The 16,103-nt window shown below is 50.2% G+C and carries 8 protein-coding genes and 3 rRNA genes; 9 read left to right on the top strand and 2 right to left on the bottom strand.

The features are described 5' to 3' along the window. The first annotated feature begins 69 nt into the window (after nt 1-69). The 5 genes from BLT51_RS08945 to BLT51_RS08925 all read left to right on the top strand — a co-directional run bounded on the left by BLT51_RS08945 (nt 70) and on the right by BLT51_RS08925 (nt 7,688). Nucleotides 70-1,473 carry an NAD-dependent malic enzyme gene (locus BLT51_RS08945; RefSeq protein ID WP_091278403.1) on the top strand — a complete coding sequence of 468 codons (1,404 nt, stop codon included), beginning with the start codon at nt 70-72 and terminating at the stop codon, nt 1,471-1,473. Between the two features lie 444 nt (nt 1,474-1,917). Further along, a 16S ribosomal RNA gene (locus BLT51_RS08940) occupies nt 1,918-3,444 on the top strand. Nucleotides 3,445-3,699: 255 nt separating this feature from the next. Continuing rightward, nucleotides 3,700-6,794 (top strand): 23S ribosomal RNA (locus tag BLT51_RS08935). Between the two features lie 96 nt (nt 6,795-6,890). Continuing rightward, nucleotides 6,891-7,008: ribosomal RNA gene (rrf, locus tag BLT51_RS08930) — 5S ribosomal RNA — on the top strand. Together the 16S, 23S and 5S rRNA genes form the textbook arrangement of a ribosomal RNA operon. Before the next feature lie 239 nt (nt 7,009-7,247). Beyond that, the gene (locus BLT51_RS08925) at nt 7,248-7,688 is read left to right on the top strand and encodes a DUF2871 domain-containing protein (protein ID WP_091282733.1); all 441 of its coding nucleotides are present in this window, start codon (nt 7,248-7,250) and stop codon (nt 7,686-7,688) included. 69 nt (nt 7,689-7,757) lie between these two features. Here the strand turns inward: BLT51_RS08925 and nhaA are convergent, their stop codons facing one another. After that, a complete protein-coding gene (gene nhaA / locus BLT51_RS08920) occupies nt 7,758-9,131 on the bottom strand; it encodes a Na+/H+ antiporter NhaA (RefSeq protein ID WP_091282395.1) in 1,374 nt (457 codons plus the stop codon). Nucleotides 9,132-9,286: 155 nt separating this feature from the next. On the opposite strand from nhaA, the gene BLT51_RS08915 reads away from it, so the two are divergent. Beyond that, complete coding sequence (locus BLT51_RS08915) at nt 9,287-10,042, top strand: class I SAM-dependent methyltransferase (protein ID WP_091282393.1); 756 nt, start codon at nt 9,287-9,289, stop codon at nt 10,040-10,042. A 117-nt stretch (nt 10,043-10,159) separates the two neighbouring features. Then, nucleotides 10,160-11,488: a threonine/serine exporter family protein gene (locus BLT51_RS08910; protein ID WP_091282391.1), complete on the top strand. Its 1,329-nt coding sequence runs from the start codon at nt 10,160-10,162 to the stop codon at nt 11,486-11,488. Between the two features lie 65 nt (nt 11,489-11,553). On the opposite strand, the gene BLT51_RS08905 is transcribed toward BLT51_RS08910, so the two are convergent. Next, nucleotides 11,554-13,155 (bottom strand): aspartate:alanine exchanger family transporter, encoded by a 1,602-nt coding sequence (locus tag BLT51_RS08905; protein ID WP_091282389.1) that lies wholly within the window; start codon nt 13,153-13,155, stop codon nt 11,554-11,556. Between the two features lie 224 nt (nt 13,156-13,379). Here BLT51_RS08905 and aspA point away from each other — a divergent pair, with 224 nt between their 5' ends. Next, nucleotides 13,380-14,825: an aspartate ammonia-lyase gene (aspA, locus tag BLT51_RS08900; RefSeq protein WP_091282387.1), complete on the top strand. Its 1,446-nt coding sequence runs from the start codon at nt 13,380-13,382 to the stop codon at nt 14,823-14,825. A 64-nt stretch (nt 14,826-14,889) separates the two neighbouring features. Further along, on the top strand, nt 14,890-16,035 hold the full coding sequence (locus tag BLT51_RS08895) for a branched-chain amino acid aminotransferase (protein WP_091282385.1): 1,146 nt from the start codon (nt 14,890-14,892) through the stop codon (nt 16,033-16,035). Nucleotides 16,036-16,103 lie beyond the last annotated feature (68 nt).

The following is a 16,103-nucleotide window of genomic DNA, read 5'->3' as shown; positions in this document are numbered from 1 at the left end:
GCGCGCAGGATTCCGGAATTTTTTCGCGGTCCTGCGCATTACTGTGTGTAGCTTAAACAAGGAGAACTTATGTCGAAAACACTACCTAGCTACAATGTAACCGTGCGTATCGGAATTCCTTTTGATCCGCGGGCAACCGCTACTTTAGTTAAGGAATTCGCAGACTACGGCGCAATTGTGACCGGTGTGGATATGGTCGAATCTGACGATGTCAATCTGGTAACCGATATCACCGCTAAAGTCGATGATATTGAGCATGCCGAACAGATTGCTGCAAAGCTTGAGGCACTAGAAGGTGTGCACGTCCACGGAATCCATGATTCTACTGTGCAAGCACATCTGGGCGGAAAAATTGAAATTGCGTTGAAACGACCGTTAAACACTCGCCAGGATTTGGCGCGTGTCTACACCCCTGGGGTAGCGCGGATTTCGACGATGATTGCCAAGGATCCAGAACTTGCACGCAAGTTGACAGTTAAACGCAATACGGTGGCAGTGGTCTCTGATGGTACTGCGGTTTTGGGGCTGGGAGATGTAGGTCCGAAGGCTGCGATGCCGGTTATGGAAGGCAAGGCTGCGTTATTCAAGAAGTTTGGTGATGTCGATGCGTGGCCAATCTGTCTGGATACCACTGATACTGAGGAAATTATTAGCATCGTCAAGGCAATTTCCCCTGGTTTCGCAGGCATTAATCTGGAAGATATTTCGGCGCCACGCTGCTTTGAGATTGAACGGCGTTTGCGTGCTGAATTGGACATCCCGGTTTTCCATGATGACCAGCACGGCACTGCAGTTGTTGTGCTTGCAGCTTTGATTAACGCACTGAAAGTTGTTGGTAAGAAGATTGAAGATATTCGTATTGTTGTTTCTGGTGTTGGAGCTGCAGGTAATGCGATTATTCGTCTTCTCATGAAGCAGGGCGCACGTGACATCATCGGTGTTGGCCGTAACGGCGCGTTGGGACCGTTCCGTGAGGAAGCCGGCACTGACCGTAATTGGATTGCGCAGAACACCAACCCACGCGGTCAACAGGGGTCTATTCACGACGTCTTGGAAGGTGCTGACGTATTCATTGGTGTCTCGGCAGGTAACTTGCTAACGAGTAAGGATATTGCTGGAATGGCTAAGGAACCGATTGTATTCGCGTTGGCTAATCCGATTCCGGAAATCAATCCAATCGAGGCTGCCGAGCATGCTGCTATCGTGGCCACCGGGCGTTCCGACTATCCGAACCAGATCAACAATGTCCTGGCGTTCCCAGGAATTTTCCGAGGAATGCTAGACGTAAAAGCTACTGAGGTTACGGATCGCATGCTGGTGCTTGCTGCGCAAGCAATTGCTGATTCTGTAGAGCCAGAGCAACTGAATGCAAACTTCATCATTCCAGGCGTTTTCCATCCAACTGCTGCGCAACGTGTTGCACGTGCAATTCGGGAAGAGTACAAGCACTCTTTAACGCGTGAAGAAATGTAAAAGATTGTTGTAATTGGTGACTGTAGGTCGGCGGGGCACATGTGCCCCGCCGACTTTTTTCGAGCAGTAAGGCAAAAAGTAGAAATGTGATGGGGGTTACTCCATTTTGGTTTGCTGTTTGGGTTGTGGGTGCGTATAGTTTTTATCTGTCGCCGGGAGCGCGGTTGTGGTTCTGGTGGTTGCCTTCTTGATGGTTGCCTGGTTTTTCTGGGTGGTTGTTGGGTGTGGGTGTGTTGTTTGATATCTCAATAGTGTGTCAGCTTTTTATTTTGATCATATTTATTTTGATGGCAGATGGTGGGCTGGTCTTTTGGGCTGGTTTGTTGTTTGTTGTTGTTTTTATTTTGGATGAGCTAGTTTTGGTTTGTCTGTTTTTAGAGTCTGTTTTTCGGGCTTTTCGAACGTGTATTGATTGGATGCCCTTTTTGTGGGGTGTTTGGTTTTTGTTTGGAGAGTTTGATCCTGGCTCAGGACGAACGCTGGCGGCGTGCTTAACACATGCAAGTCGAACGATGAAGCCCTAGCTTGCTGGGGTGGATTAGTGGCGAACGGGTGAGTAATACGTGAGTAACCTGCCCCCTTCTTTGGGATAAGCCTTGGAAACGGGGTCTAATACTGGATATTCTGCTTCTGCCGCATGGTGGGGGTTGGAAAGGTTTTTCTGGTGGGGGATGGGCTCACGGCCTATCAGCTTGTTGGTGGGGTGATGGCCTACCAAGGCGTCGACGGGTAGCCGGCCTGAGAGGGTGACCGGCCACATTGGGACTGAGATACGGCCCAGACTCCTACGGGAGGCAGCAGTGGGGAATATTGCACAATGGACGAAAGTCTGATGCAGCGACGCCGCGTGGGGGATGAAGGCTTTCGGGTTGTAAACTCCTTTTAGCACTGAACAAGGCGAAAGTTGAGGGTAGGTGTTGAATAAGCGCCGGCTAACTACGTGCCAGCAGCCGCGGTAATACGTAGGGCGCGAGCGTTGTCCGGAATTATTGGGCGTAAAGAGCTCGTAGGCGGTTTGTCGCGTCTGCTGTGAAAGACCGGGGCTTAACTCCGGGGCTGCAGTGGGTACGGGCAGACTAGAGTGCGGTAGGGGTAACTGGAATTCCTGGTGTAGCGGTGGAATGCGCAGATATCAGGAGGAACACCGATGGCGAAGGCAGGTTACTGGGCCGTTACTGACGCTGAGGAGCGAAAGCATGGGGAGCGAACAGGATTAGATACCCTGGTAGTCCATGCCGTAAACGTTGGGCACTAGGTGTGGGGCCTATTTCCATGGGTTCTGTACCGTAGCTAACGCATTAAGTGCCCCGCCTGGGGAGTACGGCCGCAAGGCTAAAACTCAAAGGAATTGACGGGGGCCCGCACAAGCGGCGGAGCATGCGGATTAATTCGATGCAACGCGAAGAACCTTACCAAGGCTTGACATACACTGCGACATGCTAGAGATAGTGTGGCCTTCGGGGTGGTGTACAGGTGGTGCATGGTTGTCGTCAGCTCGTGTCGTGAGATGTTGGGTTAAGTCCCGCAACGAGCGCAACCCTTGTCTTGTGTTGCCAGCACGTTATGGTGGGGACTCACGAGAGACTGCCGGGGTTAACTCGGAGGAAGGTGGGGATGACGTCAAATCATCATGCCCCTTATGTCTTGGGCTTCACGCATGCTACAATGGCTGGTACAGAGGGTTGCGAGCCTGTGAGGGTGAGCGAATCCCTTAAAGCCAGTCTCAGTTCGGATTGGGGTCTGCAACTCGACCCCATGAAGTCGGAGTCGCTAGTAATCGCAGATCAGCAACGCTGCGGTGAATACGTTCCCGGGCCTTGTACACACCGCCCGTCACGTCACGAAAGTTGGTAACACCCGAAGCCCGTGGCCTAACCTTTTTGGGGGGAGCGGTCGAAGGTGGGATTGGCGATTGGGACGAAGTCGTAACAAGGTAGCCGTACCGGAAGGTGCGGCTGGATCACCTCCTTTCTAAGGAGCTACCTACATGCCCGTGTTTAATGTTTTGTTTTTTGTGGGTGTGGCTGGTGTCCCTGTTTTGGGGTGTTGGTTGTGGTGGTTTTTAGTGGAAAATGGTTGAGATGAGAAGTTGGCATGCTGTTGGGGTGTGGGGTAATACTCCTTGTGCTGCCTGTGATGGGCTGATGACTGTTTGGGTTGTTGGTTTGTTGTGGTGTTGGTGTGGTGGTTGAGAATTGTATAGTGGACGCGAGCATCTTTGGTTTTTTGTAAGTGTTCAAGAGCGTTCGGTGGATGCCTTGGCATACGGAGCCGATGAAGGACGTTGTAGCCTGCGATAAGCCTCGGGGAGTTGGCAAACGAGCTGTGATCCGGGGGTGTCCGAATGGGGAAACCTGGCCAGAGTTGTTTCTGGTTACCAGCATCTGAATGTATAGGGTGTTTGGGGGTAACGCGGGGAAGTGAAACATCTCAGTACCCGCAGGAAAAGATATTCTGTTAGTAGTGGCGAGCGAAAGCGGAAGAGGCTAAACCATGTGCGTGTGATAGCTGTCGGGCGTTGCGTGTGTGGTGTTGTGGGGCCGTGTTTTGACCTTGCCGATGAGGGGTCGAGTAGTGATAAATGCTGGTGTGTAGACGAATCAGTTGGGAAGCTGGACCGTAGACGGTGAGAGTCCGGTAGTTGGAACATGCTAGTCTGCTTTGCATGGTGCCCGAGTAGCACGGGACTCGTGAAATTTCGTGTGAATCTGCACAGACCACTGTGTAAGCCTAAATACTTCGTGTGACCGATAGTGTATGAGTACCGTGAGGGAATGGTGAAAAGTACCCCGGGAGGGGAGTGAAATAGTACCTGAAACCGGACGCTTACAATCCGTCAGAGCCTCCTTGGTAGGGGTGATGGCGTGCCTTTTGAAGAATGAGCCTGCGAGTTAGTGGCATGTAGCGAGGTTAACCCGTGTGGGGTAGCCGTAGCGAAAGCGAGTTTTAAAAAGCGTTGTTTAGTTGCATGTTCTAGACCCGAAGCGGGGTGATCTACCCATGGGCAGGTTGAAGCACGTGTAAGAGCGTGTGGAGGACCGAACCCACTTCAGTTGAAAATGGAGGGGATGACCTGTGGGTAGGGGTGAAAGGCCAATCAAACTCCGTGATAGCTGGTTCTCCCCGAAATGCATTTAGGTGCAGCGTCGTGTGTTTCTTACCGGAGGTAGAGCGACTGGATGGCCGATGGCCCTTATCGGGGTACTGACGTCAGCCAAACTCCGAATGCCGGTAAGTGAGAGCACGGCAGTGAGACTGCGGGGGATAAGCTTCGTAGTCGAGAGGGAAACAGCCCAGACCGCCGGTTAAGGCCCCTAAGCGTGTGCTAAGTGGGAAAGGATGTGGAGTTGCTGTGACAACCAGGAGGTTGGCTTAGAAGCAGCCACCCTTGAAAGAGTGCGTAATAGCTCACTGGTCAAGTGATTCTGCGCCGACAATGTAGCGGGGCTAAGTACACCGCCGAAACCGCGGCAATGAAATATTTTTGTTTTGTTGGGTAGGGGAGCGTCGTGCGTGAGGTGAAGCAGCACAGGTGACTGGTTGTGGATTTCGTACGAGTGAGAATGCAGGCATGAGTAGCGAATGACGGGTGGGAATCCCGTCCGCCGAATGACTAAGGGTTCCAGGGCCAGGTTCGTCCGCCCTGGGTTAGTCGGGTCCTAAGGCGAGGCCGACAGGCGTAGTCGATGGGCAACCAGTTGATATTCTGGTACCGGGCAAAGACCGTCAAGTGTTGAAATATGGGATACTAACCATCCAAACCATCATCTTCTTCCTTCGGGTTGGGGTGTGTGGGGAGCGTGGGACCTGATCGTAGAGTAGACAAGCGTGTTAACAGGGGTGACGCAGAGTGGTAGCTCCGCGTGGCTAATGGCTTGCCACGTTTAACAGTGCAGCCCGTTCCCTAGGTAAATCCGGGGGGCGTGAGGGTGAGGCTGGATGATGACCCACTATTGTGGGGAAGTAGAGTGATCCTGTGCTGTCGAGAAAAGCCTCGACGTTAGGTCTTTGGCCGCCCGTACCCTAAACCGACACAGGTAGTCGAGTAGAGAATACTAAGGCGAGCGAGTGAATCGTGGTTAAGGAACTCGGCAAAATGCCCCCGTAACTTCGGAAGAAGGGGGGCCTGGATCCTGAAGCCTGTACTGGCTAGGGTGAAAGGCCGCAGAAACCAGGGAGAAGCGACTGTTTATCAAAAACACAGGTCCGTGCGAACACGTAAGTGGATGTATACGGACTGACGCCTGCCCGGTGCTGGAAGGTTAAGAGGAACGGTTAAAACACTTTTGTGTGTTTGACGCTGTGAATTTAAGCCCCAGTAAACGGCGGTGGTAACTATAACCATCCTAAGGTAGCGAAATTCCTTGTCGGGTAAGTTCCGACCTGCACGAATGGCGTAACGACTTCTCCACTGTCTCAACCGCGAACTCGGTGAAATTGCATTACGAGTAAAGATGCTCGTTACGCGCAGCAGGACGGAAAGACCCCGGGACCTTTACTATAGCTTGGTATTGGTGTTCGGTACGGCTTGTGTAGGATAGGTGGGAGACTATGAGACAGCCACGCCAGTGGTTGTGGAGTCATTGTTGAAATACCACTCTGGTCGTGCTGGATGTCTAACCTTGGACCATGATCTGGTTCAGGGACAGTGCCTGGTGGGTAGTTTAACTGGGGCGGTTGCCTCCTAAATGGTAACGGAGGCGCTCAAAGGTTCCCTCAGCCTGGTTGGCAATCAGGTGTTGAGTGTAAGTGTACAAGGGAGCTTGACTGTGAGACCGACAGGTCGAGCAGGTACGAAAGTAGGAACTAGTGATCCGGCGGTGGCTTGTGGAAGCGCCGTCGCTCAACGGATAAAAGGTACCCCGGGGATAACAGGCTGATCCTGCCCAAGAGTTCATATCGACGGCATGGTTTGGCACCTCGATGTCGGCTCGTCGCATCCTGGGGCTGGAGTAGGTCCCAAGGGTTGGGCTGTTCGCCCATTAAAGCGGCACGCGAGCTGGGTTCAGAACGTCGTGAGACAGTTCGGTCCCTATCCGCTGCGCGCGTAGGAAACTTGAAAAGGGCTGTCCCTAGTACGAGAGGACCGGGACGGACGAACCTCTGGTGTGCCAGTTGTTCCGCCAGGAGCATGGCTGGTTAGCTACGTTCGGAAAGGATAACCGCTGAAAGCATCTAAGCGGGAAGCCTGCTTTGAGATAAGGTTTCCATAAACATTAATGTTTTGAAGGCCCCCTATAGACCATGGGGTTGATAGGCCAGACGTGGACAACAAGTAATTGTTGGAGCTGACTGGTACTAATGGCCAACCACTTATTTAAAAACATGAAACATTTCTTGTGTTACAAGCGTGTTCGCGTCTACTATACGATTCTTGACTCCCACACATAAAGCATGTGTGTTACGTCAACCATTTTGACGGTGGTCATAGTGGCAGGGAAACGCCCGGTACCCATACCGAACCCGGTAGCTAAGCCTGCTAACGCCGATGGTACTGCACTCGAGGGAGTGTGGGAGAGTAGGACACCGCCGTCACACATCTGAAAAAGCGGGAGGGACCCGGTCACCACGACCAGGCCCCTCCCGCTTTTTTGTTTGCGTGTTCGCTCATCGATAACTACAACTAATCTTCACCAACTACTAGCACATCTATTCACCGTCGAATACTACTCGAAATACCGCTTGAAAGAGTCTCTGACAGTATACCCTAAGTGTGTGCGACAGGCAGTATTTTGAGTGTCGCAAAAGCGTTCCTGGTTGGCTATACTTTGTTCATGCGCAAACTTTTTATCGCTTCAGTGACGTACCTGGTTATTGGTTTAGCATCGGGTGTTTTCTATCGCGAGTTCACTCGAGCTTACTCGTTCGATGGCCCTACCAGCTTGAGTACCATTCATACTCACACTCTCGTCCTCGGAACGATATTTTTCCTGGTTCTTCTCGCGCTAGATAAGCATTTTGAACTTTCTGAGCGTAAACAGTTTTCCGGCTGGTTTTGGTTGTACAACATCGGGCTGACATGGACTGTGGCGGCTCTGAGCGTTCGTGGAATTGTAGAGATAACTGCTGGTTGCGATGCATGGAGCCCCGCGTTTTCCGGCATCTCCGGTATTGGACATATTTTGCTCGCCATCTCTTGGGTATGGCTATTCCGGATCATCTACTTAAGTATTCGCGGAGACGCTGGATATTCGGGGTCACTTCACTATCGATGATCTTCTTGTTATAGTTTTGGGGAGCACGATCTGACATCGTGCTCCCCAAAACTATACCGAGCTCGGACTTTATATCCTTCCGGAATCGAACACGTCTGGTATACCGTTATGATCCTCGTCAGCTGTCTCTTTGTTCTCAACTTGCCGATAATGCGTGTTCCGCGGAGTCAAAATAGCAATCGCGAGCAATGCTGCGAATACCGACGCCAATAAAATTCCGACTTTCGCTGAGTCGTTATTGGTATCGCCTAAGCCATACGACAATTCGCCGATCAGTAACGATACTGTGAACCCTATGCCTGCTAAGAATCCAACACCAATTGTGTCTACCCAGGTAATCGCGTCATCGAGACTAGCTCGGGTCACCTTGGTCAAGATGAATGTCGATAATACAATTCCAAGTGGCTTACCGAACACTAATCCGATGATGATGCCCAACGCCACTGGTGAGGAAACGGATTCTAGCAGGCCGTCCCACCCGCCTACTGTGACCCCTGCCGAAAAAAATGCAAACAGTGGAACAGCTACTGCTGACGATAGCGGCCGGATTCCGTGCTCGAACATAGAAGTTAAGCCTGGTTCATGGTCACCATGTCCTTGTACACTGGGACGGTACGTAGTCAGTGCCTGCTGTGCACGCTGAGAGTCTAATGACACAGGTACTAGGAAACCAAGAATGACGCCAGCAATCGTGGCGTGAATGCCAGCCTCGTGCAAGAAATACCAGGCGCACAGCGCTATCGGAAACAAGATTAGCCATGATGCCCAACGGTGCTTGACCCAGAACACATGGAATCGTTGAACGAGGAAGCCAAAAATTGCTGCTGGGATGAGGAACAAAGCGAGGTATGAAACATTCACCTCAGTCGTGTAAAAAACAGCGATGATTGTTATCGCGATTAAGTCGTCAACGACGGCTAGTGTCAATAAAAATAATCTGAGTGGGCTTGGTAAATGGGATCCTATGATTGCGAGTACAGCAACTGCGAATGCGATGTCTGTAGCTGTGGGGATAGCCCATCCTTGAAAAGTCGTTGGATCAGTCCAATTGAGAATGGCGAAAATTGTTGCCGGAACAATGACGCCGCCAATTGCCGCTACGATTGGCACGACGGCGCGAGCAGGGGAGCGTAGATCACCAATAACGAATTCTTGTTTTAGCTCCAGACCGACTAAAAAGAAAAATAGAGCGAGAAGTCCGTCTGCCGCCCAATGTCCGACACTTAGATGTAAATGCAATGCATCGATACCAATTTCCGTGTCACGCAACTGAAGATAATACGATGCCCACGGAGAGTTGGCCCAAATGATAGCGATGAGTGCGGCTATCATCAGTGCAATTCCGCCGGTAGTTTCTTTTCGTAGTATTTTACCAATACGCCGATGCTCATCGTAACTTCCGTAGGAGAGCACTGTGCGTTTGGATGATGAATGAGGGCTCATAGCAGTTCTTTTCTTTGAAGGGACATGTTGCGCGCCGACCAGACTTCCCGGCTCTCCTACTTACATATTACGCGAGCGGTACAACACGAAACCTGCGCAGACAGTTAGGTTGATCAAGTTTTCCATTATTTCTTGTTTTCAGACACAATAGTTTCATGACAATTCCGCTTAATCCATATTCCCGTGCTGGTGCTACCGCGCTGACTTATCGTGATGTACGTCCAGGCTATCCAACAACGCTGCTTTCACGTTTTTTCGACGGCGATGCGCCCAGCTGCGTCGTCGATATCGGTGCCGGTACGGGAAAACTCACGTCACAACTTGTTGATCTGTCTGGCAGCGACACTGATGTTATCGCAATCGAGCCTAGCGCTGATATGCGATCGCAACTCATCGAAATACTTCCAGATTCGACACGGCGGGTACTAGATACTTCCGGGGAAGACACCCGTCTTCCTGCGTCCTCATGCGATGTGGTTTTTTATGCGCAAAGTTGGCATTGGGTCGATCCGGATGCGGCAAGTGACGAAGCGGCCCGAATTCTGTGCCCTGGGGGACAGCTCGTTCTGCTCTTTAATCAGATGGATGTTTCAATTCCGTGGGTTAAACGGTTGAGCCGTATTATGCGTTCGGGGGATATTCATAAGCCAACAAAAGGTCCCGTCGTTGGCGAACATTTTAGTAAACCCACTCTTAGCGTTACGTTTTGGCAAGATTATTTGACGCCGGCACAGGTGTGTCAGCTCGGAACCACTCGGTCGTCGTGGATTACGTCTACACCGCAAAACCAAGAGAAAATGCAGGCAAATGTGCGATGGTATCTGTATGAAAAATTGGGCTATCACGAAGACCATGTCGTCGAAATTCCATACATTACCTACATGTGGGTCGCTGAACGAAAGCAAATGTGACAAACAGATCCCAGAGAAAGATCATATTTGGGAGTTACGACCCGCTACGAGCGGAAATTAAAGGCATAGAATGGTTGTCGCAAATCCTACCGTTTTTAGACCAGTTATGAGAGAAATATGGACGATCAGCCCACCAATAATCCGGAACAGAGCCAAGAAACGATAGCCGAAAAAATTCGTTGTATTCTTATGCTCGGCACAATGTTGCTTGCCTGCGGTGCGGGAGCATACCGGGTGAAAGCAGCTATGTCGCGAGCTGCCAAAGCAATCGGATTAACAAAACTTGAATCATCAGTATCTATGACCGATATTACGGCTACTGCATGGTCGGGCAAGGAATCTTATACAAGCTTTGCTGAGCAACGTCGCGTTGGCGTCAATGCGGAAAAGCTCGACCGTATTATGCAGGCTGTTGCACAGCTGCACGAGGGGATGACAGCAGCACAACTTCGCGGAATTTTGAAGGAAACTACAGCTCGTGATCGACACTATGGAATATGGACGACTGTTCTCGCATCGGCTATTGCTTGTGCGGGATTCTGCTTCCTGAATGGTGGACGAACTGTTGAATGCACCTGCGTTTTCTTTGCTGCGGGAATCGGCCAGCTGATTCGTAAGCTACTGCTTAGCCGGGGGATTGCTCATTTCATTATCTGGATTTTGTGTGCAGTGGCATCGACGTTGGTATACATAATGTTGCTTGAGGTCGGCAGTCTTGGCGGTCTCCTTTACCTTATCCAGTACGAATCTGGTTTGATCTCGTCCATTTTGTACCTCATTCCAGGTTTTCCGTTGACGACGGCGATGCTTGACTTCGTGCGTAACGACGTACAGTCTGCATTGGCACGGTTCTCGTATTGCATTATGGTTATTGGTTCCGCCGGTGTATCAGTGTGGATCGTTGTCCACGCTCTTGACTGGCATGTTGAGGCGTCAGTAGTTCCGCCGCTTCCGTTTGCAACCATGACATTCTTACGTATCCTGACATCATTCGTGGCGGCATATGGGTTCGCTGTTTTGTTCAATGCGCCGTGGAAAGTATGCGCGGCGGCAGCAGTGGCAGGTGCATTCGCTAACACCGGTCGTTTGCTCCTACAGGAAAACATGAACTTGCCATGGCAGCTAGGCGTTGGACTCGCGGCTATGGTTGTAGGTATTGTAGCGACGTTTGTCGCATGGAAGACATCCCATTCACGGGTATCTCTGTCCGTTCCAGCAGTAGTCATCATGATTCCCGGTGTTCCGTTTTACCGTGGATTGGTTGCCCTTAATGAAGGAGACTTTCAAGGGGCTATTTCAACTTTTGCTGAGGTTTTCTTCGTTATTATGTCGATTGGTTTCGGTTTAGCTATTGCTCGTGTTCTGATGGACGACGGCTGGCGACACGACATGGATACTTCCCATTTACCAGATACGCTAGACACTGATGTTCGAGATGCTGTTTAGTACGTTGTCTTTATAAATGTTGGGTGAGGACGGATTCGTCCTCACCCAACATTTATGTGGAGCTATTAGAGACCAGCGAAAGAACCTAGAATCTGAGCAATGAAGATTTTGGCCACCATAGCTACTGGGTAAACCATTGCGTATCCGAGTGCTACTCGCGGATCGAACGACGTACGGTCATTAGCAAATCCGAGTACTGCTGGCTGAGTTTGGATTCCACCAATGGCGCCCGCTAGTCGGGTACCGCCAGTGGAAGTCAGGAGTCGCATTGAGACATAGAAAGCGCCTCCCACAATGAGCGTCACTAAGATACCCAGCAAGAGAATCTGCATCCATGCGCCCCCAGTAAATGCGACAACGATTTGTGATCCAGCTTTTGTGCCAGCATAGGATAGGAACACGAGTAGGCCAAGCTCGGATAGAACCTGACATGTTGTGTATGGAAGCGTAGTGACAACTTTGCCGATGCGTCCCAACCGGCCCATAACTAGCCCGACGAGAAGGGTGCCAGCTGCAGAACCGATAGAGAATGTGAGCCCCGATGGTGTGAGGATTTCCCATTCGCCGATAATAATGCCGAGTGCCATTCCTAATCCCAACGCTACGGGATTGATGTCGGTCAAGCCATGTGAGGAGTCACCAAAGAATTCGGAAATCTTTGCTAAGGAATGCGTTGGTGCTACAACGCGAACGCGATCGCCAAGCTGTAATCGAATTGATGGGTCAGCGACCATGTCTGTATCACCCCGACGAATACGTGAAATGGTGCCACCAAACTTCTCGTCGATTTCCAATTCACCAAGTTTGCGCCCTGCAATTCCAGAATTAGAGATGGTGATACGACGGAAGTCGAGATAACGACGATCCGCGATAAGGGAGTGTGATGAGCCATGGCCAACAAGTTTAATGGCGCGGTCAACCTCCTCAACGGTGCCAATCACAGTCACAAGATCATCTTTTTCTAGGACGTCAGAGTTAGTTGGTAGCCAAATAGGCCCGGTTTCTCCGCGACGAATGCGGGAAAACTGTAAACCTCCCCCGATGGTCCCAAGAAGGGAAGCGATGGTCGGCCTATCGGAGCGTTCTACACGGATCGTCCGGTTACGAATAGGTGAGGGCTTATCTTTGTCAGAACTGCGGCGTGAAAGAGCCAAAGCAGAAAAGCCGAGCATTGCAATAACGCCGAATAAGTATGTGATCGCATATCCAACAGTTGCTAAAGCGGGGTCTCCCGACGCAGTTCCCGCTGCAGACAAAGCCGGTGTATTTGTTGTTGCGCCGGCGAAGATACCGGCAATCAGTGCCCAATCCATGCCCAAGGCGCGACCGACGCCAGCAGCAACTCCAGCGGCGACAATAAACGCTACTAGCATTAAAATGACTGGCAGAATTGACGATTTTAGCGTATTGAAAAATGTTGGACCTGAAGTAATACCGATAGCGAATGCGAAGAGCGCAAGTCCAAGAACACCAAGATCGTGCTCGACCTGAATTTCGTATCCGCTATTAAGCGCCCACGCAGTGATTCCGATAGAAAGAAACAATACGGCTGCGGCCCCTAGCGATATTCCTCGAATACGGATCTTTGCAAGAATCGCGCCGCATCCAACAAGGAAGAAAAGCAACAGTACTTGGTTATCCGCGAATAATTGGAAAAAGAAGGACATGTGACTCCTGGTGAGTGAGTGATGGACAAGATATTATGTGATCTTGTAGATAGTTATACCAATCATAGCTGGCTTTAAAAATAAAACTGAGCAGATAGTCCTAGTAGTAGTAAGCTACGGGAGAAAATAGAAATGCTCGTTAATCTACCTGAAGTTCAGACAGTTTGCTGATAGGCGACTATGCTTACTAACAGAAGAATTGACTGCAGTCCTAGGAGGGGCAAGTGTCTAACTCGCGCGTGGAGGAAGATCTACTCGGAACACGAGAAATCCCTGAAGATGCTTATTATGGAGTACATACTCAACGAGCAATTGAGAACTTCGCTATCTCTGGTGCTACGATCAACGATATTCCTGAATTTATCAGGGCCATGGTTAGTGTGAAAAAAGCCGAAGCCCTTGCTAACCGAGATAAAAAAGTATTGTCGGCTCGAGTGAGTAAAGCTATAGTTGCTGCCTGTGACCTGATCTTGAATGAAGGCCGCTGTATGGATCAATTCCCGGTGGATGTATTCCAAGGTGGAGCCGGAACGTCAGTCAATATGAATGCCAACGAAGTTGTAGCAAATTTGGCGTTGGAGATTCTTGGCGAGCCAAAAGGAAAGTACGACGTCGTTAACCCTAATGACCATGTCAATAAATCTCAGTCCACTAATGATGCATATCCAACGGGCTTTCGTATTGCAGTCTATTGGATGGTTAAAGATCTTATAGCGGAGATCAAGCACATGCGTCATGCGTTCAATATGCTCGGAGAACAAAACGCAAACGTACTGAAAATGGGCCGCACTCAGCTCCAAGATGCAGTGCCAATGACTCTTGGGCAAGAATTCGAAGGATTCGGAGTGCTCATGGACGAAGAAATACGTAATTTGAAACGTACGTCGGCACTGCTACTTGAAATCAATCTGGGTGCAACGGCTATCGGTACTAAACTCAATACCCCTGATGGATTCCAGGAGATTGTAGTGCGCAGGCTCTCAGAAGTAACTGGGTTAGATCTTGTTGCTGCACCGAACCTAATTGAGGCAACATCCGATACTGGCGCTTATATTTCGATCCATTCTGCATTGCGCCGGTTAGCGGTCAAACTATCGACCATCTGCAACGATCTGCGTTTGCTTTCTTCTGGTCCGAGAGCTGGGCTGAATGAGATTAACCTACCCAAAATGCAGGCCGGCTCATCGATTATGCCAGCGAAAGTGAACCCGGTGATTCCGGAAGTAGTCAACCAGATTGCATTCAAAGTGATGGGCAATGATACGACTGTCATGTTAGCCTCACAAGCTGGCCAGCTACAGCTGAACGTGATGGAACCGGTGATTGGTCAGGCGATTTTTGAGTCGATTCAACTTCTGAGACGAGCATTAGTGACCTTACGAGAACGTTGTGTTTCTGGCATAACTGTGAACGAGGAAGTATGTCGAGCCCATGTGATGAATTCGATCGGTATCGTTACGTATCTCAATGACATTATTGGTCACCATAAAGGGGATCTAGTTGGTAAAGAGGCTATTCGAACAGGGAAATCAGTGCGAGAAGTAGTGCTAGAGCGAGGGTTAATGAGTCCTGCTGAGTTGGATCGTGCACTGTCTGTCGAAAACCTTATGTCTCCAGTCTATATGGGACAGATTTATCCAGATGATTCACAAATGGAAATCTGTGACTAACTCATACTAAATAAAGAGCGTACGATAGGTCTGGTTGTTGACAGTTATTTGAGGAGATGTATTCATGCCGCGCTCTCAGACAGCTCTTGAACAATGTGCTACTAGGCAGTGGCCTTGTGCCGATGATGTTGCTCAAAGATTTGTAACATTGCCACATCCGGGACTAGCTGAAGAAAAGCACTATCAAGCAGTTATGCGTACGCTTGGATTCGGAGTTGAGTTTACTGATTATATGGCGCGGGCCTCATGGGAGGAGTCTGCCGGTTGGCATGATTTCAAGATTAAGCCTTATGGTCCACTTTCGTTAGATCCAGCCGGAGCTGTTTTGCATTATGGGCAAGAAGTTTTTGAGGGACTCAAGGCCTACCGGCATGCCGACGGATCCATCTGGACTTTTAGACCCGCTTACAATGCTGCCCGGTTGAATATGTCAAATGAGCGGTTAATGATCCCGCAGTTCCCGGTTGAAGATTTTTTAGGTTCGTTGGTTGGACTGGTCCGAGCAGATCGCCGCTGGGTTCCGCAAGCTGCCGGGGCGACCTTATACTTGCGTCCATTCATTTTTGCTTCGGAGGCATTTTTGGGAGTGCGTGCCGCGAAGCGGTTCGAGTACGGCGTAGTTGCTTCGCCGTCGGGGCCATATTTTGCTCATGGTTTCACACCTATTAATGTCTGGGTAGAACGTACACATCACCGTGCTGGCCCGGGTGGGATGGGTAACGTTAAAACTGGCGGGAACTATGCTGCATCTTTTTACGCGAAGTCACATGCGTTTGAGCGTGGTTATGATGAGGTTCTTTTTCTTGATGCTGCAACCAATTCGCGGATTGAAGAGCTAGGTGCGATGAATGTTTTTGTAGTGATGGCTGACGGGACCGTTCGTACGCCGGCGCTTTCTGGGACCATCCTTCCAGGTTCGACTCGTTCTGCTATTTTGCAGTTGCTCGACGACGACGGGGTGTTAACTCGGGAAGAAGATATTGAACTAGCTGAACTGTGGACAGGGATCGAAAATGGTGAGGTTGTGGAAATGTTTTCCTGTGGCACTGCTGCTGCGGTAGTTTCTATCGGTTCTTTAACGATGGGAGACAAACGGGTGGATTTGTTAGGATCGGCCGTCGCTCATCGCATCTACCGCGAACTGACTGATATTCAATTTGGTCGAGTTCCGGATCGCTTTGGATGGATGTATCGACTTGTAGAAGCGTAGTTGGTATTTTCTGTGCTGAGTTTTATCGGTTTAGAGCAAAAGGCGATTGGAACGAAAGGACCTTAGTC

Origin of the sequence: Arcanobacterium phocae (assembly GCF_900105865.1) — a bacterium.
Classification (GTDB): Bacteria; Actinomycetota; Actinomycetes; order Actinomycetales; family Actinomycetaceae; genus Arcanobacterium; species Arcanobacterium phocae.
The sequence above is the reverse complement of the archived record's forward strand: the minus strand, read 5'-3'. Positions and strand labels throughout refer to the sequence as shown.

Excerpts from the sequence above, each read along its gene's own strand:
- BLT51_RS08915 (WP_091282393.1), top strand. The coding sequence starts at position 9,287 with ATGACAATTCCGCTTAATCCATATTCCCGTGCTGGTGCTACCGCGCTG.
- BLT51_RS08925 (WP_091282733.1), top strand. The coding sequence starts at position 7,248 with ATGCGCAAACTTTTTATCGCTTCAGTGACGTACCTGGTTATTGGTTTA.
- BLT51_RS08905 (WP_091282389.1), bottom strand. The coding sequence starts at position 13,155 with ATGTCCTTCTTTTTCCAATTATTCGCGGATAACCAAGTACTGTTGCTT.
- BLT51_RS08945 (WP_091278403.1), top strand. The coding sequence starts at position 70 with ATGTCGAAAACACTACCTAGCTACAATGTAACCGTGCGTATCGGAATT.
- BLT51_RS08910 (WP_091282391.1), top strand. The coding sequence starts at position 10,160 with ATGGACGATCAGCCCACCAATAATCCGGAACAGAGCCAAGAAACGATA.
- BLT51_RS08895 (WP_091282385.1), top strand. The coding sequence starts at position 14,890 with ATGCCGCGCTCTCAGACAGCTCTTGAACAATGTGCTACTAGGCAGTGG.
- nhaA (WP_091282395.1), bottom strand. The coding sequence starts at position 9,131 with ATGAGCCCTCATTCATCATCCAAACGCACAGTGCTCTCCTACGGAAGT.